At 37.6% G+C, this 26,526-nt stretch carries 25 protein-coding genes; 4 read left to right on the top strand and 21 right to left on the bottom strand.

Going from position 1 to position 26,526, the window contains the following annotated elements; genetic code table 11:
- Positions 1-13: 13 nt before the first annotated feature.
- Positions 14-1,660, bottom strand: coding sequence for a T9SS type A sorting domain-containing protein (locus MP478_RS02150; RefSeq protein ID WP_257199450.1), 1,647 nt, complete (start codon positions 1,658-1,660; stop codon positions 14-16).
- 267 nt (positions 1,661-1,927) lie between these two features.
- On the opposite strand from MP478_RS02150, the gene MP478_RS02145 reads away from it, so the two are divergent.
- Together MP478_RS02145 and MP478_RS02140 are read left to right on the top strand one after the other, a co-directional pair.
- Positions 1,928-2,842, top strand: coding sequence for an AraC family transcriptional regulator (locus MP478_RS02145; protein ID WP_257199449.1), 915 nt, complete (start codon positions 1,928-1,930; stop codon positions 2,840-2,842).
- Positions 2,843-2,910: 68 nt separating this feature from the next.
- Positions 2,911-4,080, top strand: a complete 1,170-nt coding sequence (locus tag MP478_RS02140) for an iron-containing alcohol dehydrogenase (protein WP_257199448.1) — start codon at positions 2,911-2,913, stop codon at positions 4,078-4,080.
- 85 nt (positions 4,081-4,165) lie between these two features.
- Here MP478_RS02140 and MP478_RS02135 read toward each other — a convergent pair whose 3' ends face one another.
- From MP478_RS02135 to MP478_RS02105, 7 genes are all read right to left on the bottom strand, one after another.
- Positions 4,166-4,555: a hypothetical protein gene (locus MP478_RS02135; RefSeq protein ID WP_257189206.1), complete on the bottom strand. Its 390-nt coding sequence runs from the start codon at positions 4,553-4,555 to the stop codon at positions 4,166-4,168.
- Between the two features lie 225 nt (positions 4,556-4,780).
- The gene (locus MP478_RS02130) at positions 4,781-5,170 is read right to left on the bottom strand and encodes a hypothetical protein (protein ID WP_257199447.1); all 390 of its coding nucleotides are present in this window, start codon (positions 5,168-5,170) and stop codon (positions 4,781-4,783) included.
- 101 nt (positions 5,171-5,271) lie between these two features.
- A complete protein-coding gene (gene bglX / locus MP478_RS02125; RefSeq protein ID WP_257189208.1) occupies positions 5,272-7,599 on the bottom strand; it encodes a beta-glucosidase BglX in 2,328 nt (775 codons plus the stop codon).
- A 188-nt stretch (positions 7,600-7,787) separates the two neighbouring features.
- Positions 7,788-8,495 (bottom strand): prolyl oligopeptidase family serine peptidase, encoded by a 708-nt coding sequence (locus tag MP478_RS02120; protein WP_257189209.1) that lies wholly within the window; start codon positions 8,493-8,495, stop codon positions 7,788-7,790.
- Positions 8,496-8,706: 211 nt separating this feature from the next.
- Complete coding sequence (locus MP478_RS02115; RefSeq protein ID WP_257199446.1) at positions 8,707-10,098, bottom strand: glucoamylase family protein; 1,392 nt, start codon at positions 10,096-10,098, stop codon at positions 8,707-8,709.
- 69 nt (positions 10,099-10,167) lie between these two features.
- Positions 10,168-11,643: a RagB/SusD family nutrient uptake outer membrane protein gene (locus MP478_RS02110; protein ID WP_230036221.1), complete on the bottom strand. Its 1,476-nt coding sequence runs from the start codon at positions 11,641-11,643 to the stop codon at positions 10,168-10,170.
- A 4-nt stretch (positions 11,644-11,647) separates the two neighbouring features.
- Positions 11,648-14,485: a SusC/RagA family TonB-linked outer membrane protein gene (locus tag MP478_RS02105; protein WP_257199445.1), complete on the bottom strand. Its 2,838-nt coding sequence runs from the start codon at positions 14,483-14,485 to the stop codon at positions 11,648-11,650.
- A 350-nt stretch (positions 14,486-14,835) separates the two neighbouring features.
- Between MP478_RS02105 and MP478_RS02100 the strand changes: the two genes are divergently transcribed.
- Both MP478_RS02100 and MP478_RS02095 read left to right on the top strand, forming a co-directional pair.
- On the top strand, positions 14,836-15,507 hold the full coding sequence (locus MP478_RS02100) for a DUF4197 family protein (RefSeq protein WP_257189211.1): 672 nt from the start codon (positions 14,836-14,838) through the stop codon (positions 15,505-15,507).
- A gap of 40 nt (positions 15,508-15,547) precedes the next feature.
- Positions 15,548-15,853 carry a DUF493 family protein gene (locus MP478_RS02095; RefSeq protein ID WP_230036216.1) on the top strand — a complete coding sequence of 102 codons (306 nt, stop codon included), beginning with the start codon at positions 15,548-15,550 and terminating at the stop codon, positions 15,851-15,853.
- Positions 15,854-16,213: 360 nt separating this feature from the next.
- On the opposite strand, the gene MP478_RS02090 is transcribed toward MP478_RS02095, so the two are convergent.
- From MP478_RS02090 to MP478_RS02030, 13 genes are all read right to left on the bottom strand, one after another.
- Positions 16,214-16,564, bottom strand: coding sequence for an ArsC/Spx/MgsR family protein (locus tag MP478_RS02090; RefSeq protein ID WP_257199444.1), 351 nt, complete (start codon positions 16,562-16,564; stop codon positions 16,214-16,216).
- An 88-nt stretch (positions 16,565-16,652) separates the two neighbouring features.
- On the bottom strand, positions 16,653-17,267 hold the full coding sequence (locus MP478_RS02085) for a deoxynucleoside kinase (RefSeq protein ID WP_230036212.1): 615 nt from the start codon (positions 17,265-17,267) through the stop codon (positions 16,653-16,655).
- A 22-nt stretch (positions 17,268-17,289) separates the two neighbouring features.
- The gene (locus MP478_RS02080) at positions 17,290-18,255 is read right to left on the bottom strand and encodes a hypothetical protein (protein WP_257189212.1); all 966 of its coding nucleotides are present in this window, start codon (positions 18,253-18,255) and stop codon (positions 17,290-17,292) included.
- Positions 18,256-18,346: 91 nt separating this feature from the next.
- Complete coding sequence (locus MP478_RS02075) at positions 18,347-19,372, bottom strand: glutaminyl-peptide cyclotransferase (RefSeq protein WP_257199561.1); 1,026 nt, start codon at positions 19,370-19,372, stop codon at positions 18,347-18,349.
- 83 nt (positions 19,373-19,455) lie between these two features.
- Positions 19,456-20,478 carry a glutaminyl-peptide cyclotransferase gene (locus MP478_RS02070; RefSeq protein ID WP_257199443.1) on the bottom strand — a complete coding sequence of 341 codons (1,023 nt, stop codon included), beginning with the start codon at positions 20,476-20,478 and terminating at the stop codon, positions 19,456-19,458.
- A 35-nt stretch (positions 20,479-20,513) separates the two neighbouring features.
- Entirely contained in the window at positions 20,514-20,897 is a 384-nt protein-coding gene (locus tag MP478_RS02065; RefSeq protein WP_230036206.1) for a VOC family protein, read from the bottom strand.
- On the bottom strand, positions 20,894-21,400 hold the full coding sequence (locus MP478_RS02060) for a GNAT family N-acetyltransferase (protein ID WP_257199442.1): 507 nt from the start codon (positions 21,398-21,400) through the stop codon (positions 20,894-20,896). The genes MP478_RS02065 and MP478_RS02060 overlap by 4 nt, the downstream gene beginning before the upstream one ends.
- Before the next feature lie 4 nt (positions 21,401-21,404).
- Complete coding sequence (locus MP478_RS02055) at positions 21,405-21,830, bottom strand: SRPBCC domain-containing protein (protein WP_257189214.1); 426 nt, start codon at positions 21,828-21,830, stop codon at positions 21,405-21,407.
- A gap of 46 nt (positions 21,831-21,876) precedes the next feature.
- Positions 21,877-23,487: a Na+/H+ antiporter gene (locus MP478_RS02050; protein WP_257189215.1), complete on the bottom strand. Its 1,611-nt coding sequence runs from the start codon at positions 23,485-23,487 to the stop codon at positions 21,877-21,879.
- Positions 23,488-23,614: 127 nt separating this feature from the next.
- Positions 23,615-24,619: a bestrophin family protein gene (locus MP478_RS02045; RefSeq protein WP_257199441.1), complete on the bottom strand. Its 1,005-nt coding sequence runs from the start codon at positions 24,617-24,619 to the stop codon at positions 23,615-23,617.
- 80 nt (positions 24,620-24,699) lie between these two features.
- Entirely contained in the window at positions 24,700-25,377 is a 678-nt protein-coding gene (locus MP478_RS02040) for a DUF2490 domain-containing protein (protein ID WP_257189217.1), read from the bottom strand.
- Between the two features lie 127 nt (positions 25,378-25,504).
- Positions 25,505-25,897 (bottom strand): DUF1398 domain-containing protein, encoded by a 393-nt coding sequence (locus MP478_RS02035; protein WP_257199440.1) that lies wholly within the window; start codon positions 25,895-25,897, stop codon positions 25,505-25,507.
- Between the two features lie 138 nt (positions 25,898-26,035).
- Positions 26,036-26,485, bottom strand: coding sequence for a VOC family protein (locus tag MP478_RS02030; RefSeq protein ID WP_257189219.1), 450 nt, complete (start codon positions 26,483-26,485; stop codon positions 26,036-26,038).
- Between the last annotated feature and the right edge of the window lie 41 nt (positions 26,486-26,526).

Genomic DNA, 26,526 nt, shown 5'->3' with positions numbered 1-26,526 from the left:
CCTTCTCATTATATTATTTTTTAATCAGTTTAGCATTCGCCGTTTTATTTGTATCCGTTTTTATGGTCACCAGATAAGCACCTTGTACAAGAGCCTGTGTACTCAATTTGGTAACATTGTTTTTAGTTTTTATATTCTGAAGCTGTCTTCCACTCATATCATACAGCATAATGTCAGCTTCTTTAAAGTCAAAGCCTATTTCTACATAAGCATAATCTGAAACCGGATTCGGATAAATCTTGATATCATGTTTTTCTATTAACTGATCAACCTGTTTGTCTCCCAGTTTCACAATCTTCCAGTTCTCTTTTCCCAATTCCTCAGCACTGGTTCCTGCCAGAATAATAGAGCCATCCCTATTTAATTTCAGATCTGAAAGTCTCTCCTCTCTTCGTCTCGAGTCTCCACTCACATGTTTTCTCCACTGCTCATTACCATTGCCATCAAGATACAACATCCAGAAGGTTTCATCATCTTTCTCTATTCTTCCTTCTGCCTGCGTATAACCACCCAACAATATTCCTTTGGTAGCATCCTGGTTCTTGGCTCTCGGCTCTTGGTTCTTAATTCTTGATTCTTGACTCTGTATCACATTCATTCCCATTAAAATATCCCTGTTCTTGAAATTGTAGGATTTCTGCCATTGTTCATCCCCTCTTTCATTCAGTGAGATCAGCCAAAGGTCTGTACCTTCTTCTATGCCCACTGATTTATTTCCGGATCTTTCGGATCTGGATTCTCCTCCAATGATAAAACCGTTTGAAGTTAAAGCCAGGGTTCTGATATGGTCATCTCCTTTTCCACCAAAGTTCTTTTCCCATTCTAGTTTTCCATTTTTATCCAGCTTTACGATCCAGTAGTCGCCTTCACCGAAGTTGGTGCTGGCTTTTGGCATTTGGCTGATGGCTATTGAGTTAGCCGGTTTTTCAGTTGAAGGTTTAGTCTCAGAATTCCCAACCTCGGAGCTCCTTGAGTAGATTCCCAGTAATGCTCCGCTGTCTCTTGTTGGGATCATTTTTTCCACTTCGTCTAATCCTCTTCCTCCCAGAATAAGCTGAGACAGTTCTTTTCCCTCTTTATCCAGTCTGGTGATCCAGACATCTTTTGAGCCATAGCCTTTGGATGAGTTCTGTATATTTCCTGCAACAAAAAACCCTAAGTCAGTGGTTTGAATGACTGCTTTGGCTTCTTCATCTGAAGATGTCCCCAAGGTTTTCTGCCACAGCTCGTCACCAAATTCATTCAGCCTGATCAGCCAGATATCCGATCCGCCTTTGGAATCGTCTTTTTTATCCAGGCCTTTGCTTGAATACGTGGTGCCTGAAACCAGAAATCCACCGTCCTGGGTGGTTACCGTTGCGGATAAATAATCGTGGTTTTGTCCGGCAATATATTTCTCCCAAACCTGTTCTCCCTGCTGGTTGAGTTTTACCAAATGGAAATCGTAGCCGTTGTTTTGCTTTTGGCTACCAGTAGCTGGCGACTGGCTTTTAGCCTGAATAGAGCTTCCGGTGATAAGATATTGCTGATCAATAGTGGTGATTACCTGATTGAGAAAATCCTGAGTGGAAGATTTGATGTCTTTCTGCCAGATGACTTCCTGAGCAGAAAGCCCCAGGACTGTGCATAAAGTCAATGCACTCATGTAGAGTTTTTTCATGGATTGTGTAATTATTATTATTTTAATTCGATTGCAAAAATATTACTTTTACCTCACTGTGGAAAGATTTATTTTATCATATTGATTATGAAATCTATTACAGTACAATACTTTATTGTTTTTATATCTGCAAGATATAGTCTCAAAGCGACAGAACCTGTCGTATTTTTTAGCTAATAAAGAAAAAAACGAATAGTAGAAAATGCTTCTGTAATTCATACATCTTCCCACCCAGCCCTTGGAAATTGGAAATGTTTTGCTATAACTTTGCTGCCACGTTTTAAAATAGAAGCAGCAATGGGTGTCCTGAAAAAATTGGAGATAAAAAAGAAGAGTCAAAAAGCAGAGGATAAAAATCTGTCTTTCCGGGTTTTTGATTTGACCGTGGGAAATCTGAAAGAATATACCCAACCACATAAGAAAGACCATTTCTGTATTATTGTGATGGAAAGTGGAAGCCTTAAGATTCATATTGAAGAAAAAATACACCTGCTTAAAGCCGGAAAAATTTCTGTCATATTTCCTGAACAGGTTAGCTTCGTTTCTGCTGTAAGCGACAGTCTTAAAGGAAAAATAATTTTATTTGAAGAAATATTATTCTGTTCTGATATCCTTAAAAACGAATTAAGCACCTATAATGTCAATCTTTCTACCCAATTGAACTGTACCATTCTTTCACCCGAAGATCTTAAACAAAGTCTACATACCATTTCAATCATTCAGAAAATTTATCAACATCCCAGTCTTATCAAAAAAGAGCAGGCAAGATTTCATATTAAAATTTTCCTGTTGGGACTCATTGAATCGGTGCATGGGCTCCATCCTATTCTTCATAAAGATACTGCAGACAAGCCCATATATGTCCAGTTTAAAAAGCTCCTGAATGAGCATTACAAACAACACAGGACGGTTCAGTATTATGCTGAAGAATTAGCTGTCAGTACGAAAAAGTTAAACTCTATTACCAAAAAACACTGCAGTGAAACTGCTATTCAGGCGATTCACAACCGGATTTTAATAGAAATCAAACGTCAGTTGATGTTTTCTGATCTTTCACATAAAGAAATTGCTTTTGATCTCGGTTTTAATTCTCCCTCGGCTCTCAACAAATTTGTAAAAGCAAAACTTAAGGAAACCCCTACGAAACTTCAGCAGGAGCTGGCGCAAATGTATAACGGATAGTCCTGTTTGTATAACATTACCTGTTTCGTCTTATCTAATTTTGTTCCATCAAAAATTAACTAAGAAAAATGAGTAAATTATTTATCGCAGGAGAAGTTTTCCATGGAGCGGGAAGCCTTGACGAATTAAAGAATATTACCGGTAAAAAAGCGGTTATTGTAACTGGAGGAAGCTCAATGAGAAAGAGCGGAACATTGGATAAAGCAGTTGCTTACCTTACTGAAGCAGGTATTGAAACACAGATTTTCGAAGGTGTGGAAGAAGATCCATCTTCCGGAACTTGTATGAAAGGGGCTGAAGTAATGAAAACTTTTGAACCTGACTGGGTGATCGGATTGGGAGGTTGTTCAGCCATTGATGCTGCCAAAATTATGTGGGTGTTTTATGAGTATCCTGATGCCGATTTTGAAGCCATGATCAAACCGTTTACAGTACCGGTTTTAAGAAATAAAGCTAAATTTATTGCTATTCCTTCTACCAGTGGAACAGGAACTGAAACTACAGGTTTAGCCGTTATCACAGACCGTGAAAAAGGAGTAAAATATCCCATCGTTTCTTATGAACTGACTCCGGATATTGCGATTGTGGATGGTGAGATCTGTGCTTCCATGCCGGCCCATATCACTTCAAATACAGGATTGGATGCTTTGACACACTGTGTGGAAGCTTATGTTTCAAATATTGAGAACAACTATGCTGATGCCCTTTCAAAAGGAGGGTTGGAAATTGTTTTTGACAATCTTAAAGAGGCGGTAAACCACCCTGATAATATTAAGGCCCGTCAAAATATGCATGATGCCTCTTTTATGGCTGGGCTGGCATTTAATAATGCATGGCTGGGAATTGTTCATTCCTTATCTCATCAGGTGGGTGCTTTGTATGGAATTCCTCATGGGGCTTCCAATGCTATCTTCCTTCCGAATGTGATCCGTTATAATGCTCTGGCAACAGATCGTTATCCTGACCTGGCTAAAGTAATTGGTAAAGAAACAGCTGAAGACCTTGCTCAGGCTATTGAAACATTACGTTCTGAGGTAAATAATAATTCTTCTCTTAAAGCATTTGGAATTTCAAAAGAAGACTGGGACAAAAACCTTGATTATATCACAGCCAATGCTTTGGCAGATCCTTGTACAGGTTTCAATCCCCGTATCCCTTCATTGGATGACTTAAAAGCAATATACAATGCATGCTATGAGGGTGTTATTTATGCTGAAGAGGCAGTAGCTGCCCTGTAACTTATTAAAGAAGAAGTGATGACTTTTGATAATCATTCGTCATTAAATAAAAACAGGAAATCGAATTGATTTCCTGTTTTATTTTTTATTGATAGATTACGACATTATCCTTTTTAAGCTGATAGCCGCTTTTTTTGAAAGGAACCAGTACATAACCGTCTTTTTTCCAAGCTTTTGCTTTTCCCGCTCTGGTAAGAATTACACTTCCTCCTTCAGCATCTTTAACGAAAACCTCCGCTTTTTTCTTGTCTTTGCTGAAAATAACTGCTGCAATATAACCGCCGTCAGAAGAAACCTCTTTTAATTTGATTTTTTCTTCAAAAGTTCTTATACAGTCTTTTTTGATCTGAGAATACGTATATCCTGCTGAACCGATACATCCGTGAGCATCTCTATCGCCACCTAATACAGGTGTTTTCTGTGCGAATACTAAAGAACCAAGGAACATTGTGCTAAGTAAAATTGTTTTTTTCATGTTTTGTCGTGTTGTTATAACTATCGTGATATTATTAAAAATCGTGCCAAAACACTTACCTGTGAAAACTTTTTCGGATGCCCATTATAGAATTTCATTCTCCGGGTTGCTCTCATTTTAACGGTTCTTCTTTGGAACTGTTATCCCGGTATCGATGTAATAGCGGCTGAACATTCGTCATTAAATAAAAAACAGGAAATCGAATTGATTTCCTGTTTTACTTTTTTATTGATAGATTACGACATTATTCTTTTTAAGCTGATAGCCGCTTTTTTTGAAAGGAACCAGTACATAACCGTCTTTTTTCCAAGCTTTTGCTTTTCCCGCTCTGGTAAGAATAATGCTTCCTGCCTCAACGTCTTTTACGAAAACCTCCGCTTTTTTCTTGTCTTTGCTGAAAATTACTGCTGCGATATAACCGCCGTCTGAAGAAACCTCTTTTAATTTGATTTTTTCTTCAAAAGTTCTTATACAGTCCTTTTTGATCTGAGAATAGGTATACCCTGCAGAGCCAATACATCCGTGAGCATCTCTATCGCCTCCTTTTATGGTCATTTCCTGTGCGAATACTAAAGAACCAAGGAACATCGTGCTAAGTAAAATTGTTTTTTTCATGTTTGTTGTTGTATTGTTATAATAACTATCGTGGGTACTATAAAAAATCATGCCAAAAACACAAACAAAACACTTTGATGTGAAAAATCTCCTCCAGCTTCTTACTTAGTCCAGGTGATTTTTGAGTGCTTCACCTCGTCAGAATTTGTTCCGATCATCACATCGAATTCTCCTGATTCCCAGTCGTATTTCAGCTCTCCGTTATAGAATTTCAGATTCTCAGGGCTGATCTCAAAGGTTACTTTTTTGGATTCTCCTTTTTTCAGAAATACTTTCTGGAAGCCTTTCAGTTCTTTTACCGGTCTTGTAATACTTCCCACCATATCTCTGATATAAAGCTGAACCACCTCTGCTCCATCATAGTTTCCGGTATTAGACACGGTCACAGATGCCTGAATGGTTTGGTTTCCTTTTGGATTGGCATTAGAAACAGTCATATCCGAATAACTGAATTTTGTATAGCTCAATCCATATCCGAAAGAATATAATGGAGTATTACATTCATCCATATAATTGGAACGGAATCTTTGGTATTCACATTTATCAACAGACTTCTGATCTAAAGGACGGCCTGTATTTTTAGCATTGTAATAAATAGGCACCTGCCCAAGGCTTCTTGGGAAAGTCATCGGAAGTTTTCCTGAAGGGTTTACTTTTCCGAATAGCACATCAGCAAGTGCATTTCCTGCTTCTGAACCCGGGAACCATGCATTTACAATAGCGTCGGGAATATCTTTTACATTCGTTAAAGCTAATGGACGGCCTGTGAAGAGAACCATTGCAATAGGCTTTCCTGTCTTTTTCAACTCGTTTAGCAAATCAACCTGAGACTGAGGGATTGTAATTTCACTTCTTGAAGAAGATTCCCCGCTCATTTCTGCAGATTCTCCGATTGCTAAGACAATAACATCGGCTTTATTGGCAATATCCACGGCTTCTTTTAACAATTCTTCTTTGGAACGGTTATCTCTGTCGGTTTTCTTCCCGTGAGCCGCATAGATTTCTTCTAATTTTGCATCATAATCGATGTTCGCCCCTTTAGCAGAAAGGAACTTAACTTCCTTACCATAATTAGCCTGCAGCCCCTGTACCAGATTAACAGAAATATTATGTTTTGTAGCTACACTCCAGGTGCCGGCCATATTCATTGAGTTATTAACCAATGGTCCGATAACAGCCACTGTTCCTGATTTTTTCAAAGGCAACACCTGGTTTTCATTTTTCAGTAAAACCATCGACTGAGCAGCAGCATTTCTTGCCACATTACGGTTTTCCATATTGTAAACCTCTTTTGCCGCCAGCTTGGCATCTCCATGTTTGTATGGATTATCAAATAAGCCTAAATCATATTTCGCTTCAAGAATTCTTTTGGCAGCCATATCAATTTCGGCCTGTGTCACTTTTCCTTCTGATAAAGATTTTTTTAAGGTTGTTAAAAAACCTTCTCCTACCATATCCATATCCACTCCGGCTTTTAAAGCCAAAGCAGAAACCTGCTGAATATCTCCCATTCCGTGATCAACCATCTCGTTGATACCGGTATAATCGGTTACTACAAAACCTTTGAATTTCCATTGGTTCCTCAGCACTTCAGTCTGAAGCCATCTGTTTCCTGTTGCAGGAACTCCGTCTACCTCATTGAAAGAGGCCATCACAGAGGCTACACCGGCATCAACAGCTGCTTTGTAAGGCGGAAAATATTCATTGAACATTCTTATATGGCTCATATCTACGGTATTGTAATCTTTACCCGATTCGCCTGCTCCATATAGTGCAAAATGCTTTACACAGGCAAGTATATTGGTCCCATTGGCTAAATCTTTCCCCTGGTATCCATACACCATATTTTTTGAAATTTCACTTCCTAAATAAGGATCTTCACCCGAACCTTCAGACACTCTTCCCCATCTTGGTTCACGGGAAATATCAACCATGGGCGAAAAAGTCCAGTTAATTCCGTCTGAAGCAGCTTCTCTGGCAGCCACTCTTGCAGACTGCTGTACCAGGTTCATATCCCATGATGCAGCTAAGCCTAATGGAATTGGAAAAGTCGTTTCATAACCATGGATAACATCCATTCCAAAAATCATTGGAATTTTCAAACGGCTTTTTTCAACAGCTACTTTTTGAACGGCTTTGATTTTGTCAGCTCCTTTTATGTTGAACAATCCGCCTACCAATCCTTGCTCTACTTTTTTTCCAATATCGGAACTTTGAGCCATTCCTGTAGTAAAATCTCCGGAAGTCGGCAGGTTGAGCTGACCGATCTTCTCGTCCAAAGTCATTTTAGATAACAGATTATCTACAAAGGCTTTCTTTTTCGCCTGATATTGGGCTGTCTGATAAGACTGTACGGGTTTATCCACCATCTCCTGTGCCGAGAATACCGGCGAAAGGGCTAATGCAGCGAGTACGATTAGTTTTTTCATAAATCTAACTTCTTATTGTTCTATTATAATTAACGTGAGAACGTTATTTTTTGACTGATTGTATCTGATTGACCTATTTTTATTGTCTCCAAAAAAGACAATATTCAAAAATATAAAAATTATTCAATATGCCTTCAATAAAATCAAGGTTTTACGATGACTGAGCATTGCATTTCTTTAAGTCCTGTCTACTTTTCTTTTTTCTTTGATAACATCCACTCATACAGCTGAGGATTAGAATACGCCGAATCCCAGGAGTTGTGGTTATCATTCGGGAAGATCACCAATTCTGCAGACGGATTTACCGGATGTAGTTTCTGATAGAATTTAAAGGCATTTTCCGGCAGTACGATATCATCCATTCCGCCATGATATATTTTCATATTCAAATTTTTATACTGCTGAATATTGGCTGTCATTACCTGATCTGTAGGTGCACATACTGAAACTACTGCGGCAAACATTTCAGGATGCTCCATAGCTAATTTCAAAGTACCCCAGCCTCCCATGGAAAGTCCGGTAAGGTAAATCCTGGAAGCATCAATTTTATATTTCTTCTGAATTTCTTTTATTAAATTATAAATGGTAACCGTATCCCACCACGAATCTGCGGGACATTGCGGTGCCAGAATAGCCACCGGTTCCTTGATCAGTTCTTTATAGGTGAAAGGGCTGTGTGCTTTTACCATTTCCAGGTTGCTACCTCTTTCCCCCGACCCGTGAAGAAATACAATTAAAGGAACATTTCCTTTTGATTTTTGAGGATAATCCAGAATGTAGGATATTTTTTCAGGTCTTTTAATTTCTTTGTTAAGTTCAGCTTTTATTTCCTGGGCCTTCATCTGTAATGAAAGGGGAAGGAGCAAAAGGGGAAGGTGTTTTAATTTTAATTTCATATTGTTATTTAGGTTTTGGCTAAAGCCAGTGGATAGCTTTTTATTTATTTAAACGGGCTAAAGCCCGTTTCTATTGATGTTAAATACTCGCAAATTAACAGATTATCATAGACTGACTTCATTGCGTAAACGGTATAAAGCCCGTTTTTATTGATATCAAAGTAGCCACGGGTGCACAATGATCCTGCACTCGTGGCTCATTGAAAGGTATCTATTTTATTCCGTATTTCGGGGACTGGAAGCTTAATTTTTTTAATCCCTGCTGAATTTCCGGTGCATTCATAAACAGTTTCCAAAGGAATCCTGACCTGTAGTTTTCTATCATTGGAGCTATTGTCCCCTGATCAATCGCCAGGTACCTTGGGGTAGACCAATTGTTATAATGAATAGAAGTAGCATCATAAGGTCCGGCGCTTCCTATAAATTCAGGTTTTTGGGTATACAGAAACCTCAGGAAATTCATTGATTCTTTTGGGGTGTATGGGAAACTGCTTAAGGCAGCTGTAGGGGTGATCACTCCGTTATCATTGGTGGGCATATGAGCCGTGTAGCCCGCAGTTCCGTCTTCATTTCTGGTATAACCAGCTGTTAGCCCCCAATAATTGGGACCATACCCTTTCCATTGCTTTGGATTTTCCACGCAATATTTGTAATCAATAAGAGTTTGGTTTTTATTTAATTCAAAATAGTTTTTGATCAGTTTATCGGAAAGTCCGGTTGGATCAAGTCCTATATATGAATATTGTGACCAAAAAAGCGGTCCGCCATATTCTTCGGCGTAATTATGTTTTACGTAAAGTGGTAATCCGTATTTTGTTTTGTCGGTAAGGTAGGTTCCGTTTCTCGTCCAGCCTTTATAGTAGGTTTCTGCATCAATGGCATACGTAGGTGAAGATGCTGCCAGGATATAGGTAATTAAGCATTCATTATAACCTTCCAGAGGAAAATTCATGTCCCACTGATATTCCGGAGACCAATGCCAGTATAATACTTTTTCGCCTCCTTTTGTATACCAGTTCCACTGAACCCCTTTCCAAAGTTCGTCGCATTTTGCGGTTAACGCTTTTTCTTCGGCATTTCCATTTTTAAAATACTCACGGGTCATCAGTATCCCTGAGGTAAGGAATGCTGTTTCTACCAGATCTCCTCCATTATCTTTTTTACCGAAAGGTACGGTCTTACCTGTTTCACCATTAATCCAATGCGGCCACGCTCCTTTATGACGGTCTGCTTTTGCCAGAAAATCCATGATATGGGAAAGTCTTTTTACGGCTTCTTTTCTTGGAATAAATCCTCTTTCTACTCCAACCAGAATGGTAGCCAGTCCAAATCCTGAACCGCCGGTGGTTATTACATGTTTATCATTATCCGGGTAGATATTATCTTCGTGATAACGCTCTCTCCCCAACATTGAATTGGGTTCTGCATAATCCCAGAAGTAGGTAAGAGCATCTTTCTGTACCTTATCCATCAACTGTTCATCTGTAATACTGCTTTTGACTATTTTATCCTGCGAAGCTTCCTGTTTGGAACCCTGGATGTTTTTGCATGAATACACAAAAAACAGGGAGGCTACTGCAGCTGATACTACGATCCTTTTCATTGGTAAATGGTTTACTGGTTTATAAAATGAGAGGAGAATTTTCACTCTCCTCTTGTTTATGTATGTATTTTAGTAATTCGGGTTTTGCTGAGACAATCCTCCGGCTTCCATGATAAACTCATAAGGAAGCGGGAATAATTCATGTTTTCCAACAACGAATTTCTTATTACCGTCTGCTGCCATAGCTGCCTGTGCCTGCCCCGTTCTTACAAGGTCAAACCATCTGTCGTGTTCGAATGCCAGTTCCAGTCTTCTTTCTTTCCAGATAGCCATTCTTACATCTGCCTGGGTGGTAGCTGTTGTTTCTGCAATTTTAGCTCTTGTTCTCACCTGATTCAATAATGGAATTGCCACACTGGTTTGTCCCAATTCATTAAGTGCTTCTGCCTTGATCAACAAAACTTCTGCATATCTGAGATAACGGATATTGGTATCTGTAGCATCTTTGTCATAGAATGCTGATGAGTATGCCTTATAATTATAGAATTTATTTTCTACAGTATTTGGAATGTATCTTCCGTCGTATAACGTCATATCTCTGTGAATGATCGTGGCATCTCTTCTTTCTGTATCTCCTTCTGCTGTGTAAGCATCATACAAACCTTGTGTAGGGGTTGCAAATCCCCAGCCCCAGCCTCCGGAACCACGAACTCCCTGTACTTTACTGTACTGCTGGATTGCTCTTCCGGCATCACTTCCCGATCCCTGGATTTCAAAGATAGATTCTGCATTATTTTCCCCTGAAACTTTATAAATATCGATAAAATTAGGAGTCAATGAATATCCGGTAACCAAATCACACTGTTCTGCGGCCAGCTGCCATTTTTTCTGGTAAAGATATACTTTAGCCAGTAATGCGTGAGCTGCCCCTACTGAAGCTCTTCCCACATCAGTAGCTCCATATGCAGATTTATTAGGTAATGCTTCTATAGCATCTTTCAGGTCTTTTTCAATAAATGCATAGATCTCTTCTTTGCTTACTCTGGTAAGCTGCATCTTTTTATCTACCTCATTTCCAAGAACCGGAACACGGTCTACTAAAGGAACTCCTCCAAAAGATCTTACCAGGGTAAAGTACATAAAAGCTCTCAGGAACTTAGCTTCTCCCATCAGTCTTTTACGTAATTCAGGATTAGCCTTATCCAGTTTTGGAATATATTGTAAAGCCTGGTTACACCTGTTTATTCCCTGATAGTTAGAAGCAAAAAGCTCTTTAAAGGAAGGTGTAGTTGCAGTAATATTGATGGCATCCAGAAGATTTTTATCTGATCCTGTATCTCCTTCTGATGATCCTTTATCAGCATCATCAGAGATAATGGAAGTTACCCCTATCCAGGCAAACGTACTCATATTCCAATCTAAGAATTTGGCATAGATAGAATTTACAAAATAAGTTGCCCCATTGTCATTATTAAATTTTTCAAGGTCATCAATCGTCATTGACTCTGATGGTTTTACATCGATAAATTCATCACTGCAGCTTTGTACAGCAGCTACAGAACCTAATAACATTAAAGATATTAACAGTATTTTATTTCGTTTCATTTTTTTAAAAGTTTATGTTTACACCGAATACAAAAGATCTTAACGTAGGGTATGCATTCAATTCTACCCCTGCCATTTTATAAGGATCTCCCTCTGTTTTTGCATCAGTAGGGTTATATCCTGACAATTCTGTTGAATACCCCGAATATTTCTGCCATACTACCGGGTTGATAGCACTTACATAAAACTTTATAGACCTTACGTAGTCTACAATATCTTTTACGGTATATCCGATTGATATATTATTAATTCTGAAATAATCTCCGTCTTCTAAGAAATAGGTAGAAGCAATAGGATTATCTGTATAAGGTTTAGGGTTGTATGAATTAGGGTTAGAAGGGCTCCAGTAATCCTGTGCTACTGAAGATTCAACATTAATACTGTTTCCTCTCTGCGCTTTCTTACCGTTGTATACTTTAAATCCGAACGCTCCATATCCATTGGCCGCAAAATCCCAGTTTTTATAGCTTAAGGATACATTGATCCCCAGGGTAGATTTTGGAATATAAGAATCGAAATACTTTCTGTCTTCGGCGTCAGCACTTCCTGTAACCCCGTTTCCGTTAAGGTCTTTATATTTCATATTTCCACTGGCATCTACTCCATCATACTCCCATAAATAGAAACTTCCCAACGCATGTCCAACTGTAGAACCGTTAAATAGTTTTACCCACTGCCCGTTACCCAGATCTCCACCACTCAACTGAGCAATATTCTTTTGAGTATCCACTCTGGTAAGCTGGTTTTGATTGAAGGAATAATTGGCTCCAAGAGAGTATGACCAGTCGTCTCCTACTTTATCAGCCCAGTTCAGGGAGAATTCCATCCCTCTGTTTCTTACTGCACCTACGTGAGAATAATAAGTTTCTGACTGACCGGAAGTTGTATAATTGGTAATTCCTAAAATAAGGTTATTTGTTTCTCTGTTATAAGCATCAATGCTACCTGTCAGTCTTTTGTTGAACAATCCAAAATCCAATCCTGCAGAAGATTCTTCGGTAACCTCCCATCCTAAAACAGGGTCAAAACCTTTGTTTACGGTGATTCCGTTACTTACAGGATTTGCATTTCCATATCCATAATTATAAGGGGTACCTGAGTTTAGGGGAAGATAGTTCAGAGGAACTCTTTGGTTTCCTAATTTACCCCAGCCTCCTCTCAGTTTTAAAAGATCAAAGAGGCTGTCTTTCATGAAATCTTCTTCAGAAATGATCCAACCGGCTCCAAATGATGGGAAAGTTCCCCATTTTTGTCCTGCGGCAAACTGTGAAGATCCGTCGCGTCTTACCGTAGCACTCAGCAAATAACGATTCATCAATTTATACTGTGCTCTGGCAAAATAAGAAACCGTAGTATTTCTATCGTATTTTACAGAATTAAGGGTCTGAACATTATTTACATAGTTCGTGTCCTTAATGTTCCAGTAGTTCTGATCATTTAAAAGTAAGTTCTTTCTCTTTACAATCAGCTGATCGATACCGTTTCTTACGGTTGTTTCCGTACCAATTGTGGCTTCAAGATCATGAACCCCGAATTTTTTATTATAAGTTAAATAATTTGTTAAAGACCAGTTGTAATAATCTTCTCTTGTATTTTCCAGGGTATTGTATGGATTGCTATTGGAGAAACCTGCTGCCGTCCTTGTAGGATCTTCTGCAAGCCATATTGCCACTTCATCTCTGAAATTATAGGCTTTATAATTAGAATACTCTCCATTAAACTGAGAAGTAAACTTCAGTCCTTTAAGGATATCAATATCCAATTTTAACCCTCCCTGCAATAATGTATTTTTATTTTGCTCATTATTCAGCAACAGCTGGCTTACCGGGTTGGTTACATCATTAAATTTATTTCCTGTATAATCTACAAGACCTGTGGAAGTGTTTACGTAAGGCATTCCAAACTGTCCTGACGGATAGTAAACAGGGACCATCGGAGACTGTTTATATGCTGTTGTAAAAGCATTAAAAGGTTTCGGGGTAGTTTTTGTAAAAGCTACACTGAAATTTTGCTGTAACGTAATCCCTTTAGCAATTTTAAACTCGTTGTTGGATCTGATGGTGGCACGGTTATAATCTGTACCTCTCAGAATCGACTGTTCGTCATAGTTACTTAAACTAAAGAAATATTTTACGGCTTCTGAGGATCCTGAAATAGAAAGGTTATGCTGATTATACACTCCTGTTCTTGTAATTTCTTTAAACCAGTCTGTATTTACCGGCTGGTCTGTAGAAAATCTGTTAACCCCTAAGGCTGCATTATTATAAGTGGCAAATTCTGAAGCATTGGCCATTTTTACTGTTTTCAATGGAGTTCTTATCCCCATTAACCCGTCATAGGAAACACTCAGTTTTCCTTTTCCGCTTTTTGTGGTAATAATGATTACCCCATTAGCGGCTCTGTTACCATAGATGGCCAGGGCTGCTGCATCTTTCAGGATATCATAGGTAAGGATATCATTAGAGTTGATATTATTAATATTCTCTAAAAACATACCATCAACTACATAAAGTGGCGACCGTCCTCCTGTTACCGTTCCCAGACCTCTGATTAATACAGAAGGTGTAGATCCCGGCATATCCGAAGCTGTAATCTGTACCCCGGCAGCTTTACCCTGAATAGCCTGCGAGGCATTTAAAACTTTAGTTTTTGTTACTTCTTCGGCACTGATAGAACTGATGGATGTTGTATTATCTACCTTTTTACGGCTACCATATCCAATCATTACGACCTCATCTATTTTCTGGACTTTAGCAGAATCTTGTGTAACCTGCGCATCCACGTTCATACCAAAGTATAAAACAGCAATAAGGCATGAATACTTTAAATTACCTTGTTTCATATAGTTTCAATTTTATTCGTACAATCAAATTTTGTGAAATGTCCCTATTTGACAGCAATTCAATTTCTCAAAAAAAGACATTAGCCAAAAATATAAAAAAAAATGAACAATGTTAATTTATCTTAAAAATTGAAAAAAAATTACATAATTTTACACAGAAACAGACGAACAGTTTAATTTTATGAATTTAAGATCAGAATATTTATCAATTTATCATCATATTATTAATTGTAAAAACAATGTTTTTACAATATAATTCACCAAATGACGGTGCTGAATTTAATATTTTGTTAAATAGATAATAGTATCTACCTTTGGTGCAGTTTTTGAAAAACCTAGAAAAAGGATCAATGAAAAAATATATTGTTGCAGCCGCTTTCATTATTGGAACCGGAGCAGTTATTACTACTACTGTACAATCCTGTACAACGCTGGCTACCTCTGATATGGGACTTTCCATTATCAAAAAGATGCTTCTCAACGGAATAGACAAAGGAATGGGTGTTTATGCAAATAAGGAGGCCTTCCTACAGAATAATATGGTGGATAAAGCCCTTCCAAAAGAGCTCAGAGACATGAATTCCATCCTTGAAAAGGTTGCACCGTCATTGGTGGCTAAGGAAAGAGATTTCATTGCCCAGGCTGCCGCCTATACTGTAAACACCTCAAAACCGATCTTACAGGGCGCCGTTAACAGTCTAAATGCACAGGATGTAACAAGGATCATCCAGGGAACAACAGCTACACAAATCCTAAAAGAAAAAACATCTCAGCAGCTTGTTGCGGCTATTGCTCCAAAAGTAGACGAAAAACTGAACGAATACGGAATCGTTAAAACCATCAACACGGCTTTATCAGGGAGCAACTTTCTGGGGAACCTTTTAGGAGGCAACAGCAACACTGTAAATGCAGGCGGGCTGAGCCAGCTTGCTTCTGAACAGCTTGTGAATGGAATATTCAACATTATTGAAGACTACGAGAACCAGAACTCCAAAGCCCTGTTGGGACCATTTGGAAAATAAGGGAGATTTCGTTATATTTATACTATATTAATAATTGCAGATGGATATATTACAAGGAAATCAACACGCAAGTCCTGAGGATTTTTACAAATCTTTAAAGGAAAAACTGGAGGATCATCATGATTTTCCAGAGGATTATTTATTTAAATTTATTATCCCTACAGACCAGGCAAAGCTTACTGAAATATATAAGGTTTTTGATGGTATTAAATTTACCTTGGGAAACCGTGAAAGTAAAAATGGAAAATACACAGCCTGTAATATCAGTGCATTTGTTTTGGATGCTGATCAGGTGGTAACAATTTATCAGGAAGTAGCCAAGATAGAAGGCGTTATTCTACTATAAAAAATTTCAGCTACAAAATACATTTGTGGTTATAAACCCGGCTGGCCTATCCATAGACCAGCCGGGTTTATTTATACTACCATTCAGGGATAACTTTTTAGTAAGTAAATTATCCCGGAATATTTTACTCTACTGCCAAAACTATATTCATTCTCTTGTCATCCCGGAGGGATCTCAATCGCAAGCTTTAAAAATAATATTTAGATTCTTACAGAACAAATGGAGTGTTTAAAATTGCCTATTACTTCTTATTTGAAGAGAAACCAGCGAACGTCAGTAAGACACACAAATCATTTATAAACAGAAAAGAGGCTGCTTCAGATGAAACAGCCTCTTTGTATTTGGTCTTTATTTATTATTTTATTTCTCAATAAAGAACTTCACATTGTCTATAGGTCTACCCAACATGGCTACAGAGCCTTTCACCAGAATAGGTCTTTGTATCAGGGATGGATTTTCAGATAAGATTTTGATCCATTCTTCTTGAGAAAGGTTTTTATCTGCATAATTTTCGATATACAGCTTTTCTGTTTTACGGATAATATGAAAAACACTTTGATTCAGTTTTTTCAATACTGTTTTTATCTCCATCACACTCAATGGATCTTCAACAATATTGATAATTTCAAAAGCTACCCCATTTTCATCAAGATACTCTAATACAGCATTTGATTTCGAACAGTTCCCGTTATGTAAAACCTTAACTACCATCTTCTATTGTTTTAAAATTAAAACTTGCTTTCTTACAAATTTAGCAAGAATCTGACTGATCTTCTCTTAATAGTCTGGTAAATATTTGTTAAAACAGCCCATGTAATTCGGCTTCAATTTTTTCCAGAATAAGTCCAAAATCTTCCGGTTTTTCTACAAAATCCAGGTCATCCACTTCAATAATCAGCAACTTACCTTCTGTATAATTGGAGATCCATTTTTCATACTTCTGATTAAGCTTTGAAAGATATTCTATACTGATAGATGCTTCGTATTCACGTCCTCTTTTGTAAATTTTCTTTACAAGATTGGGCACATCAGATTTTAAATAAATTAACAGGTCCGGTGCAGACACAAAACTCTTCATTAAATCAAAAACAGATGAATAGTTACTGAAATCTCTGTCGGAAAGGAGTTTCATATCATTCAGGTTTTCTGCAAAAATGTGAGCATCTTCATAAATGGTACGATCCTGAATAATATTCTTCCCACTTTCTCTGATCTCCTTTACCTGACGGAATCTGCTTCCCAGGAAGTACACCTGCAGTGCAAAGCTCCATTTGCTCATATCCGAATAAAAATCTTCCAGATAAGGATTATGATCTACGTCTTCAAATTGTGCATCCCATCCGTAATGCTTGGAAAGCATTGTGGTTAGGGTTGTTTTTCCCGCTCCAATGTTTCCTGTAACTGCAATATGCATATTTTTCCTTTGTATTTGCTTATTAATTGATAAGTTTTTCTACCCCTTCAGTCTGAACTGCTGAAATATCTTCTAACAATTTCTCTAAGGTATGGTCTGAAGATTTCACTTCCGGCAGGGTCTCATCTGCTGTTTTTTCAGTGCTTTCTACCGATTGTCCTGTAGGTTCCTGAATAATTTCCGGTTGAGATTCCGGCTGTTTTTCCTGTTCGGGTTTGCTTACTTTTTCAAAGCTGTAAAGATAAAGTTTGTTCCCCTTGATTTCAAAATAAGAAAGGATATTTTTATCCACAATTTGTGCTTCCGGATCTTCAAAAACAGTAGTCATCCCTTTTTCAGGAATATATTTTAAAATAGAATTATTGGTGATCACCAAAATAGTATCATTTTCTCTCCTGAATCTTTTCCCGTTTACGAGGGGAACTTCAAAAATTTTCTCAAACTTTGGCGTGTAAATTCTAACGTGATTCCTTGTTAAAATGTAGATTTTATTTTCATAGACCAGCATATCCGTAAGATCCTCAAAACTGATATCAAAAGGATAAGAGTTGATGGTTGTATCATTTCTGAAATTATACTGTATCAGCCGTTTTGTACTGTCATCTAAAAGCCATAACTGCTGCTGATCTTCAGCGTACACCATTCTTATAAATCCAAATTTCTGCTTAAAATCAATCCGCTGGATCTCATTCATATTCTGATCAACAAATTTCATTTCCTGGGCATTTTCTGAAAATAAAGGAACGTTCAGTGGATTCTGAACATTTTGTACTTTATAAGGAACAGTAAACATCAATTTCCCAAGCTGCTTCCCTAACGAATCATATTTGGTAAAACTGAAGTCTTTACTTTTATAGATATACAGATTTCCATAATCATCCGCAAGCATATCTTTAGCCTCCTTCAGCTTCAGGGTATCCAAAGGAAAAACTTTCTGCGCTGCGGATGAGCAGAAAACGAAAATCAATAATAAATATATTAGCTTCAAATTGTATGGTATTAAAGATAATCCTCCTTGTTGGAATGCCGGCAATTTACATACTTTTTCTGTAAACTGAAATTAAGTTTTCAATGGTCATTTATTTTATAGCAACCTCATAGATTTTAGCCCAGTTTTTTCCTGTCACTAACATATTTTCACCCTTAAAAGCAATTCCGTTTAACACATTGTCATCATTCCCCTGATTATTTTCTTTGGTTATTTGGGTAAAATCAAATTTTCCGACAGCTTCTCCTGTTTCAGGATTTATTTTCAGAACAAAAGGTTTAAACCAGACATTTGCATAAATAAAGCCGTTGTGGTATTCCAATTCATTTAATTTTTCGTACGTCTCCGTTTTTCCTGCTACGGAAACCGTTTTTACCACTTTGGAAGGATTACCGACATCCAAAAAGTAAAGATTCTTTGAACCATCGGTAGCGATGAGGTTTTTTCCGTCATAAGTTAGCCCCCAGCCTTCTCCGATAATATTGGGTAGAGGAAATTCTGAAATTTTTTCCAATGTATTTTTATGGTAAACAAAACCAATTTTACTTTGATAGGTCAACTGGTAAATCTTGTCTCCAACCACCGCACAGCCTTCAGAAAAAATATCGGCGGGTTGTTTTTTCACCATTGCCGGAGTTGCAGAACCCAGTGTATATTTTATCAGCTGGGAAGCTCCTTTCAGTCCATCACTTTCATATATGGTATTGCCTTCTGCCAAAAATCCTTCCACAAAGAAAGTAGGATCATGCGGATAATCTGCTATTATGGTATACGAAATATTTTGTTCGGGATTTTTAGCAAAAACATTAATGGTAGCATCCTGGCTCAGGGTTTCTCCATTTTTAGTTTTAATTACAAAAACCACTTTATTGTCTCCTAATTCAAAAAACTGAGGATCTACTGTAAGATTGGCTGTTTCTTTATCTCCAAAGCTTATGCTGATACTTTCTGCATTATCTGTCACTTTTTTCGGAAGGTCCAGCTTATCTCCAAAATGATACCCTTCTGCCTCCTTTGCATTATTATAATCAGCCAGGGAATCAAGCATTTTTTCATTATTATTACAAGATACCAGCAGAAGAACTGCTGCAAGGCCGGTTATTATATTTCGTCTTATCATTTTTCAAAAATACTAAATTTTAGTCCTTACATAAAAATAGCGCTCCATGGGAACGCTATTTTTATACTTTATCTGTGAAATTATTTCACCTGAACTTCATAAATTTTCGGCCAGTTTTTACCTGTTACCAGCATATTTCCTCCTTTAAAAGCAATTCCGTTCAATACATCATCACTTCCTTTGGTATTCTGTTTTGCAATATCTGTAAAATCAAATGTTCCCACCACTTCTCCGGTAGCCGGGTTGATCTTTAGAATGATAGGCTTTTGCCACACGTTGGCATAGATAAATCCGTTATGATATTCAAGCTCATTAAGCTGATCATATGCCTGGGAACTTCCTGCCACCGCAATATACTTAATCAGTTTTGAAGGGTTAGCCGGATCAAGGAAGTATAAAAGTTTACTTCCGTCTGATGCGATAAGGTTTTTCCCGTCATAGGTTAATCCCCATCCTTCTCCAAACAGGTTTGGATATGCAAATTCTGAAAGCAGTTTTAAAGAATTTTTATCATAGATATATCCTTTTTTGCTCTGCCATGTCAACTGATATACTTTATCTCCTACAATGGTACTACCTTCAGAAAAATCTTCCGGAGCCTGCTTTGTAGAAGCAAGTGGTGTAGTGGTTCCCAACGTATATTTCAGAATCTGTGAGGATCCGTTCTGCCCGTCACTTTCATAAATTGTATTTCCTTCAATCTGAAAGCCCTGAACAAAATTCTTAGGATCGTGAGGATATTCTGCGATAATCTGATAGGCAATATTTTTTTCAGGAGTTTTTGCAAATACATTGATGGTAGCATCCTGATTGAGTACTTCCCCTCCTTTTGTTTTAATATTGAAAGTAACAGCATTATCTCCCAATGTGAAAAATTTCGGATCTACAACAAGATTGGTTGTTTCTTTATCTCCAAAGCTTATGGTAACACTTTCTGCATTCTCCGTCACCTCTTTTGGAAGTTGAAGTTTATCACCGAAGTGATATCCTTTTGCTTCCATAGAATTATTATAGTTGCTTAGTGTATTAAGGATCTCCTTATCCTTATTACAAGATGCCAATAATAAAATCGCTGCGAAACCTGCTATTATATTTTTTTTCATTGATATTCTAAATATTTCTCCAAAAATAGCAAATTTTATTCCGTATTGCCAACATTATCCACAGCTTCACCAAATTGTAATATATACCCGTTATTGTCATAGATTGCAAATTCCCTCATTCCCCATTCAAAAGTTTCTATTTCATAGCAGATTTCTGCTTTTGCATTAAGTTCTTCCCAAAGTTCATCCACATTATTTACATTAAAATAAAATGAGCCTGTAAAACCTATCCCATGGTTTTTCTCATGTTTATTGGGTTGGGAAACCATAATATATACTTCATCTTTACGAAGCGAAGCCCATTGCCATTCATCATTTCTGCCCATTAATGTAAAGCCCAGGATATGCATATAAAAACCGATGGTATCATCCATATTTTCTGTCCACAACATAGGGCGCAGTGCTTTAAATTCTGTCATGATTCCTGTAATTCAAAATTTGTTTTATTGATTTTCATATTAATAGACAGCCATGTTTCACCATCTATATTCACTTCACTTTTAGTTTCCGGATCAATCCCGAAACCTACTTTCCGGTAGCATTCAATAGCTCCTGTATTCCAGTCATATACATTAAGTTCAGCGGTTTCTTTATCGAAATGACTGAACCCATATTTGAGCAGTTTTTGTACTACTTTTTTGCCATAGCCTTTTCCTCTGTTATTTTCATCCCAAATTAAAATTCTTCCCAACAGGAACGTATTTTCTTTTAAACAGATCTGTGCATGTCCGATGGTATGGTGGTCTCCATCCGTTATTTTAAATAAGGTCCTGTTTTCATCCAGAAGATCGGCTTCCAACTGTTTTTCAGTTAAAGGAAAGTGATAGGCAGGACCGGCAAACTGAAGAAGCATTCTTTCATCTTTTACTTTTGAAATTAATTCTGAAGCATCCTCAGTGGTAAATAAAAATAAGTCGATCATCGTTTTAATTTTCTAAATATCCTTTTAAACTTTCTCCAATAATCATATTCCAGCCTTCCGTAAAGCTTTTTCTTGAAAAACCTTCACCCAAATTATCGAAACTCTCAATACCCTCATGAACCAATGTAACCACTGTTGCGTTGTGTTCGGAAAACACTTCCCATGTTACCACGGTTTTCAGTGGTAAAAAATCGGGATAAGCCCAGCTATATTTCAATATTTGAGAAGGAACAATCTCTAAGATCTCACATTGATGGTGATATTTTTTAGCATCTCCGGGTTCATAAAAATTAAATATCTTTCCTACTTCCGGTTCAAAATCCGGAATATTGAAATACCAGGATTTCATTTCGTGTTTATCCGTCAAGGCCTTCCAGACCTTTTCCGCCGGAGCATTTATCTTATATTGGACAACGATGGGTGTATTCATATTAAATTAACTGAGGTTAAGATTAATGTCAGAAGGTGTACAATGATCAGTGTGCAAACCCTGTAATTTTTGCTTCATCAAAATCCAGCTGCATTTCAATAGCCCTCATCACATGGTCATCAAATATTTTTTCCTTCTTCATTCTGTGAAGCTCATTTCTCTGAGCCTGGATCACCTGGCGCAACACATCTTTATTTTCGTTGATTGCCGTCACATAATCACCTGTAGAAGCCATACACTGAGCTTTATCGGCCATCAGCATCATTTCATTTTCAAGTTTATGTTTTTGGTGTCTTACCAAGCTGTTTCTCTCCGCCAGATCAGAAAAATCATTATCTAAGGTATGCAGCGCGGTTTCCTTTAGTTTACGCATCAAAATCACTTCCTGTTTTTCTTCAGGCAGTTCACTTCCTGCATCTTTTATATTTAACAATTTCAGAATGGGCGATAATAATAATCCCTGTCCCACCAATGTGATCAATATAATAACGAAAGTTACGAATAAAATAATATTCCGGTGCGGGAATGCCTCTCCATTGGGAAGAAAGGCAGGAATAGAAAGTGCTGCAGCTAATGAAACCACTCCTCTCATGGCGGCAAAACTGATGATAAAAGGTTCCCGCCAGTCCGGTTTTGGGGCTTTTAATCTCAATTCTTTTGAACAAAGCCTTGGAAAATACATCAAAGCGTAACTGTACAGTATTCTTGTTCCGATAATCGCTCCTCCAATGACCACACTATAGAAAATTCCTTCTGAGAATGTATAATCTGTCAACCCTTCCACAACAATAGGCAACTCAAGGCCGATCAGGATAAAGATGATCGTATTCATTAAAAATATCAGCACACTCCAGACATTTCCGGACTGGATTCGTGAAGTATGACTCAGGTAGCAATGCGAATTATAAGACATTAGCAATCCTCCGGCAACTACCGAAAGGACTCCTGAAAAATGGAAATGCTCTGCTCCTACATACATGATGTAAGGAACAATAAGTGTAATAACGGTATCTATATTAGAATTGGTAGGTATCATTCTCAGTAAGGCTCCAAACAGAAAACCTATAGCCACTCCCATAGCGATCCCACCGATGGCCATGGTAAAGAAATCCTGCACGGCATCTCTCCAGATAAACTGCCCTGAAATAACTGCCGCTAAGGCAAACTTAAATACAATTAAACTGGAGGCATCATTAATAAGACTCTCCCCTTCCAGGATGCTGGTTATCTTTTTCGGGATTTTCATATGCTTCAATACAGAAGTAGCGGCTACTGCATCAGGTGGTGAGTTTACTCCTCCCAACAGGAATCCCATAGCCACTGTAAGCCCCGGAATAATAGAGGATGAAAGATAAGCCACCACTATGGATGTTAAAAATACAAGCCCGAAAGCCATAGAAAAGATCTGCTTTCTCCATTTATGAAAATCCTGCCACGAGGTAAACCATGCAGCTTCAAATAAGATAGGAGGCAGAAATATAAGAAAAACAAGATCGGGTTCTATCTCGATACGCGGCATTCCCGGAACAAGGCTTATTAACAGCCCTGCAATCACAAGGAAAATAGGATAAGCCACTTTCAGCTTCTGCCCAATCATTACTAATATCATTACAGAGAGCAGTACTGCAATAGATATAATAACATAACTGTGAATCATTTTGATTTAGTTTTTTTAAGTGTTATTTTGTTAACTCAATAAAAAGTTTCTATCCATCTCACAGATCTTCAACCTCCGAAAAGAAGAGAAACTTTCAACCTTTTACCCATCGTTTAATCCGGATATCCTAGAGTACAATATTATTTTTCGGGAGAATTGCCGGCGGAAGGTCAGATTCATCCAGCATATCTCTCATATCAATTTCAATGGTACGGCTGATCTGCGTAATGGGTACATCATTAGGGCTTCCTTCAAAAGGATTTACAGAAGCTTCCCCTACACTGTCTAAAGTATGGAAACACCATGTCACCAATAATGAGAATGGAATATTAAACCATACTGTCCATCCTTCCAGCGTTGTTCCTTCTCCTAATTTATCAAACTCTTTCAGTAATCCAAAGGGAACGAAAACAATGAATAACAGCAAGAGATAAGTGGTAATGGATGAAAAATTCCGTGGATAAGGAAAATTTTTAATTCTTTCTGCTTTCCCCTGGCTATCTGTAAACTTTACCAACTGTTGGTTGATCTGCGTCCACTGAAAGTCGTTAATTTCTCCTTTTTCATAAGCTTCGGAGAGTTCTTTGCTTTGGCTGGCCATCAATTGGGTGGCTCTGTTTTTTTTGCTTACAATATATTGAAGTTCCGTTTCCGAAAGATAGTTTTTCAGCTCATCCTCCAGTTTGGAAAGTTTCTCAGGAACATCATATTTCCTTGAATATTCATCAAACTGTACGGTGTTCATATTTTCCCAGGCTCTCGGTTCACGAAGCTGAAATCTTAAAGCCGTAAGCCAGGCATAATGACGAAGAAACATCTCTTTTACTTGATGGGGGTTTTTTGAAGAGAGCGCATCTCTTAGAATATATCCAAAACTACGGCTGTCATTAATGATAGCTCCATAAATCTGCCTCGCTTCCCAAAGCCTGCTATAACTCGCATTATTTTTAAATCCTACAATAAAAGCGACTGCTGTTCCCATGATTGCTATAGGCTGCCATGGAACATACAGAAATTTCCATCCTAAAAAATACAGTAAGGTGGGAACGGCTGACAATAAGGTTAAAACGTAAATACTGCGCCTTGTCCAAATAATGAACTCGAGGGTTCCAAATCTTTTTCCTGAATGCATATATGCTTTTTTTTGTGTTAATTAATCTACTTACAATAATGACTTTTTTTCATCAGGCATTCAGCATCATCGGGTCATTACTAATTTTTCGTAAACGGGATATTATTATAAAAACCGATCTGAATCTGTCCACGGTTTCTGTTTTCCTGGATCTGGTTCATATAGCCCGCTTCTATCCTCATATTCTTATTGATGACATATCCTAAGGCTCCGTAAACCCTGTTTCTATCGAACACAGGATTATTGAAGTGGAGGAATATTTCATTATATACAGAAGCATAAAGGGTTTTCGGCAGCATTTCTTTTTGGGTAATCGGTATCGTTACTCCCAGCATATAACGGAATCTCATTCTAAAGTCTTCTTCCAGAAAACGTTCTTCCAAACGGTAACGGTGCTGAAGATTGAAACGTCCAAACTTCTGTTTTGTAATAAACTGCTGGAAAATCCTGTGTTCTATATTTTCTTTTTTCTCTCCGTTTACATAAGGCTGGCTTAAAATAAAACCATATCCCAACAAAACATTATTGTTATTCTCAGTAAGGTCATATCCAATTCCCGTACGGATTAAAAGCTGTTCCAGATTTCCGACTCCATCAAAGTTTCTGTACTGGATCTCATTATGGAAATTCAGCTTTTTGCTGATCTTATTATTTCCAAAATACATATACCACGCTCCAAGGTCACTTTTCTGTGCCCATGTAAATACCGAGCCCAATCCTAATATAGTGAATGCCAACTTCGTAAAAACCTTTCTCATATTTATCAATTACTATTATCTATCGTTTTAACAAAACTAATAATTTAAATCAATAATAACAAACAATATTTACATACACTTTAGATTAAATCCCTTTAAATCTGACACTTTCAAATAAGCGGTAAGTTTAGCCCGGAATTCGTTCTACCAGGATTTCATCATTATTTTCACTGAAGTAAGCACAGGTCATGGCGTTCAGGTCCATTTTCCAGCCTTCCACTCCATACTCTGCACAGTCATTACAAAACGTCATATAATCAGTTCCTCCCTGCTGATGAAGTTGTAATCTCCTTTTAAAATTTTCAAGGTTTATATTTTCTGAAACGGTGATGTTCTGATATTGGCTTCCGGTTTGTATCGACTGGTGGTCTGTATCGAAATATTCGGTATGCCCATCGGATACGTAAGTGATATAGTGGGAAACGCCTAACCTTTTTATGGCCTGGATATAGGGAGGGAAATCTGCACCGCTCTTTACCTTTTGATGTTCTGTTTTAATGTCTTCAAGTCTGAATTTCATCTATTTAATTTTTAACGAACAGATCGTAAGTCTCTGTCTGTTCAAATTTAAAAATTTTTGGAATGCCAATTATTGTTCAATAAAAAACCGGCAATGTGACTGCCGGTATATTGTTGTATTCAAATACAGAATATAATTTTATGGATGCTGCTGCATTTTAGCAGGGTCATCATAGTTGACCATCCAGTTGATTCCGAACTGATCCGTGAACATTCCGAAATATGCTCCCCAGAAAGTATCTGCCATTGGCATTGTTACCTGTCCGCCTGCAGAAAGCCCATTGAATAACTTATCGGCTTCTTCTTTGGATTCTGCATTGATAGAAATGGAAAAATTGTTTCCTTCTTTAAAGTTTGAAGCCCATTCCCCACCGGTATCGCTTCCCATCAGTACTGTTTCTTTAGAAATAGGAAGCGCCACATGCATGATTTTATTTTTATCTTCTTCAGAGGTTTCTTTGCCTTCCATTGGAGGCATTTCTCCAAAAGTCCCGATATAAGGGTATTCTCCTCCGAAAACCGATTTATAGAAATCAAATGCTTCTCTGCAGTTTCCATTAAATGTTAAATAAACGTTTACTGTTGCCATGATGTTTAAAAGTTAAGTTTTAATTAGTTTTGATTTAGATT

The sequence above is a fragment of the Chryseobacterium sp. WG14 genome, assembly GCF_024586945.1.
Classification (GTDB): domain Bacteria; phylum Bacteroidota; class Bacteroidia; order Flavobacteriales; family Weeksellaceae; genus Chryseobacterium.
This window is presented reverse-complemented; position numbering and strand designations above follow the sequence as displayed.

Excerpts from the sequence above, each read along its gene's own strand:
- MP478_RS02050 (WP_257189215.1), bottom strand. The coding sequence starts at position 23,487 with ATGATTCACAGTTATGTTATTATATCTATTGCAGTACTGCTCTCTGTA.
- MP478_RS02065 (WP_230036206.1), bottom strand. The coding sequence starts at position 20,897 with ATGACAGAATTTAAAGCACTGCGCCCTATGTTGTGGACAGAAAATATG.
- MP478_RS02055 (WP_257189214.1), bottom strand. The coding sequence starts at position 21,830 with ATGAATACACCCATCGTTGTCCAATATAAGATAAATGCTCCGGCGGAA.
- MP478_RS02130 (WP_257199447.1), bottom strand. The coding sequence starts at position 5,170 with ATGAAAAAAACAATTTTACTTAGCACGATGTTCCTTGGTTCTTTAGTA.
- MP478_RS02070 (WP_257199443.1), bottom strand. The coding sequence starts at position 20,478 with ATGAAAAAAAATATAATAGCAGGTTTCGCAGCGATTTTATTATTGGCA.
- MP478_RS02150 (WP_257199450.1), bottom strand. The coding sequence starts at position 1,660 with ATGAAAAAACTCTACATGAGTGCATTGACTTTATGCACAGTCCTGGGG.
- MP478_RS02035 (WP_257199440.1), bottom strand. The coding sequence starts at position 25,897 with ATGAAATTCAGACTTGAAGACATTAAAACAGAACATCAAAAGGTAAAG.
- MP478_RS02100 (WP_257189211.1), top strand. The coding sequence starts at position 14,836 with ATGAAAAAATATATTGTTGCAGCCGCTTTCATTATTGGAACCGGAGCA.
- MP478_RS02105 (WP_257199445.1), bottom strand. The coding sequence starts at position 14,485 with ATGAAACAAGGTAATTTAAAGTATTCATGCCTTATTGCTGTTTTATAC.
- MP478_RS02115 (WP_257199446.1), bottom strand. The coding sequence starts at position 10,098 with ATGAAAAGGATCGTAGTATCAGCTGCAGTAGCCTCCCTGTTTTTTGTG.
- MP478_RS02120 (WP_257189209.1), bottom strand. The coding sequence starts at position 8,495 with ATGAAATTAAAATTAAAACACCTTCCCCTTTTGCTCCTTCCCCTTTCA.
- MP478_RS02045 (WP_257199441.1), bottom strand. The coding sequence starts at position 24,619 with ATGCATTCAGGAAAAAGATTTGGAACCCTCGAGTTCATTATTTGGACA.
- MP478_RS02095 (WP_230036216.1), top strand. The coding sequence starts at position 15,548 with ATGGATATATTACAAGGAAATCAACACGCAAGTCCTGAGGATTTTTAC.
- bglX (WP_257189208.1), bottom strand. The coding sequence starts at position 7,599 with ATGAAAAAACTAATCGTACTCGCTGCATTAGCCCTTTCGCCGGTATTC.
- MP478_RS02060 (WP_257199442.1), bottom strand. The coding sequence starts at position 21,400 with ATGATCGACTTATTTTTATTTACCACTGAGGATGCTTCAGAATTAATT.
- MP478_RS02110 (WP_230036221.1), bottom strand. The coding sequence starts at position 11,643 with ATGAAACGAAATAAAATACTGTTAATATCTTTAATGTTATTAGGTTCT.
- MP478_RS02090 (WP_257199444.1), bottom strand. The coding sequence starts at position 16,564 with ATGGTAGTTAAGGTTTTACATAACGGGAACTGTTCGAAATCAAATGCT.
- MP478_RS02135 (WP_257189206.1), bottom strand. The coding sequence starts at position 4,555 with ATGAAAAAAACAATTTTACTTAGCACAATGTTCCTTGGTTCTTTAGTA.
- MP478_RS02030 (WP_257189219.1), bottom strand. The coding sequence starts at position 26,485 with ATGGCAACAGTAAACGTTTATTTAACATTTAATGGAAACTGCAGAGAA.
- MP478_RS02085 (WP_230036212.1), bottom strand. The coding sequence starts at position 17,267 with ATGCATATTGCAGTTACAGGAAACATTGGAGCGGGAAAAACAACCCTA.
- MP478_RS02040 (WP_257189217.1), bottom strand. The coding sequence starts at position 25,377 with ATGAGAAAGGTTTTTACGAAGTTGGCATTCACTATATTAGGATTGGGC.
- MP478_RS02140 (WP_257199448.1), top strand. The coding sequence starts at position 2,911 with ATGAGTAAATTATTTATCGCAGGAGAAGTTTTCCATGGAGCGGGAAGC.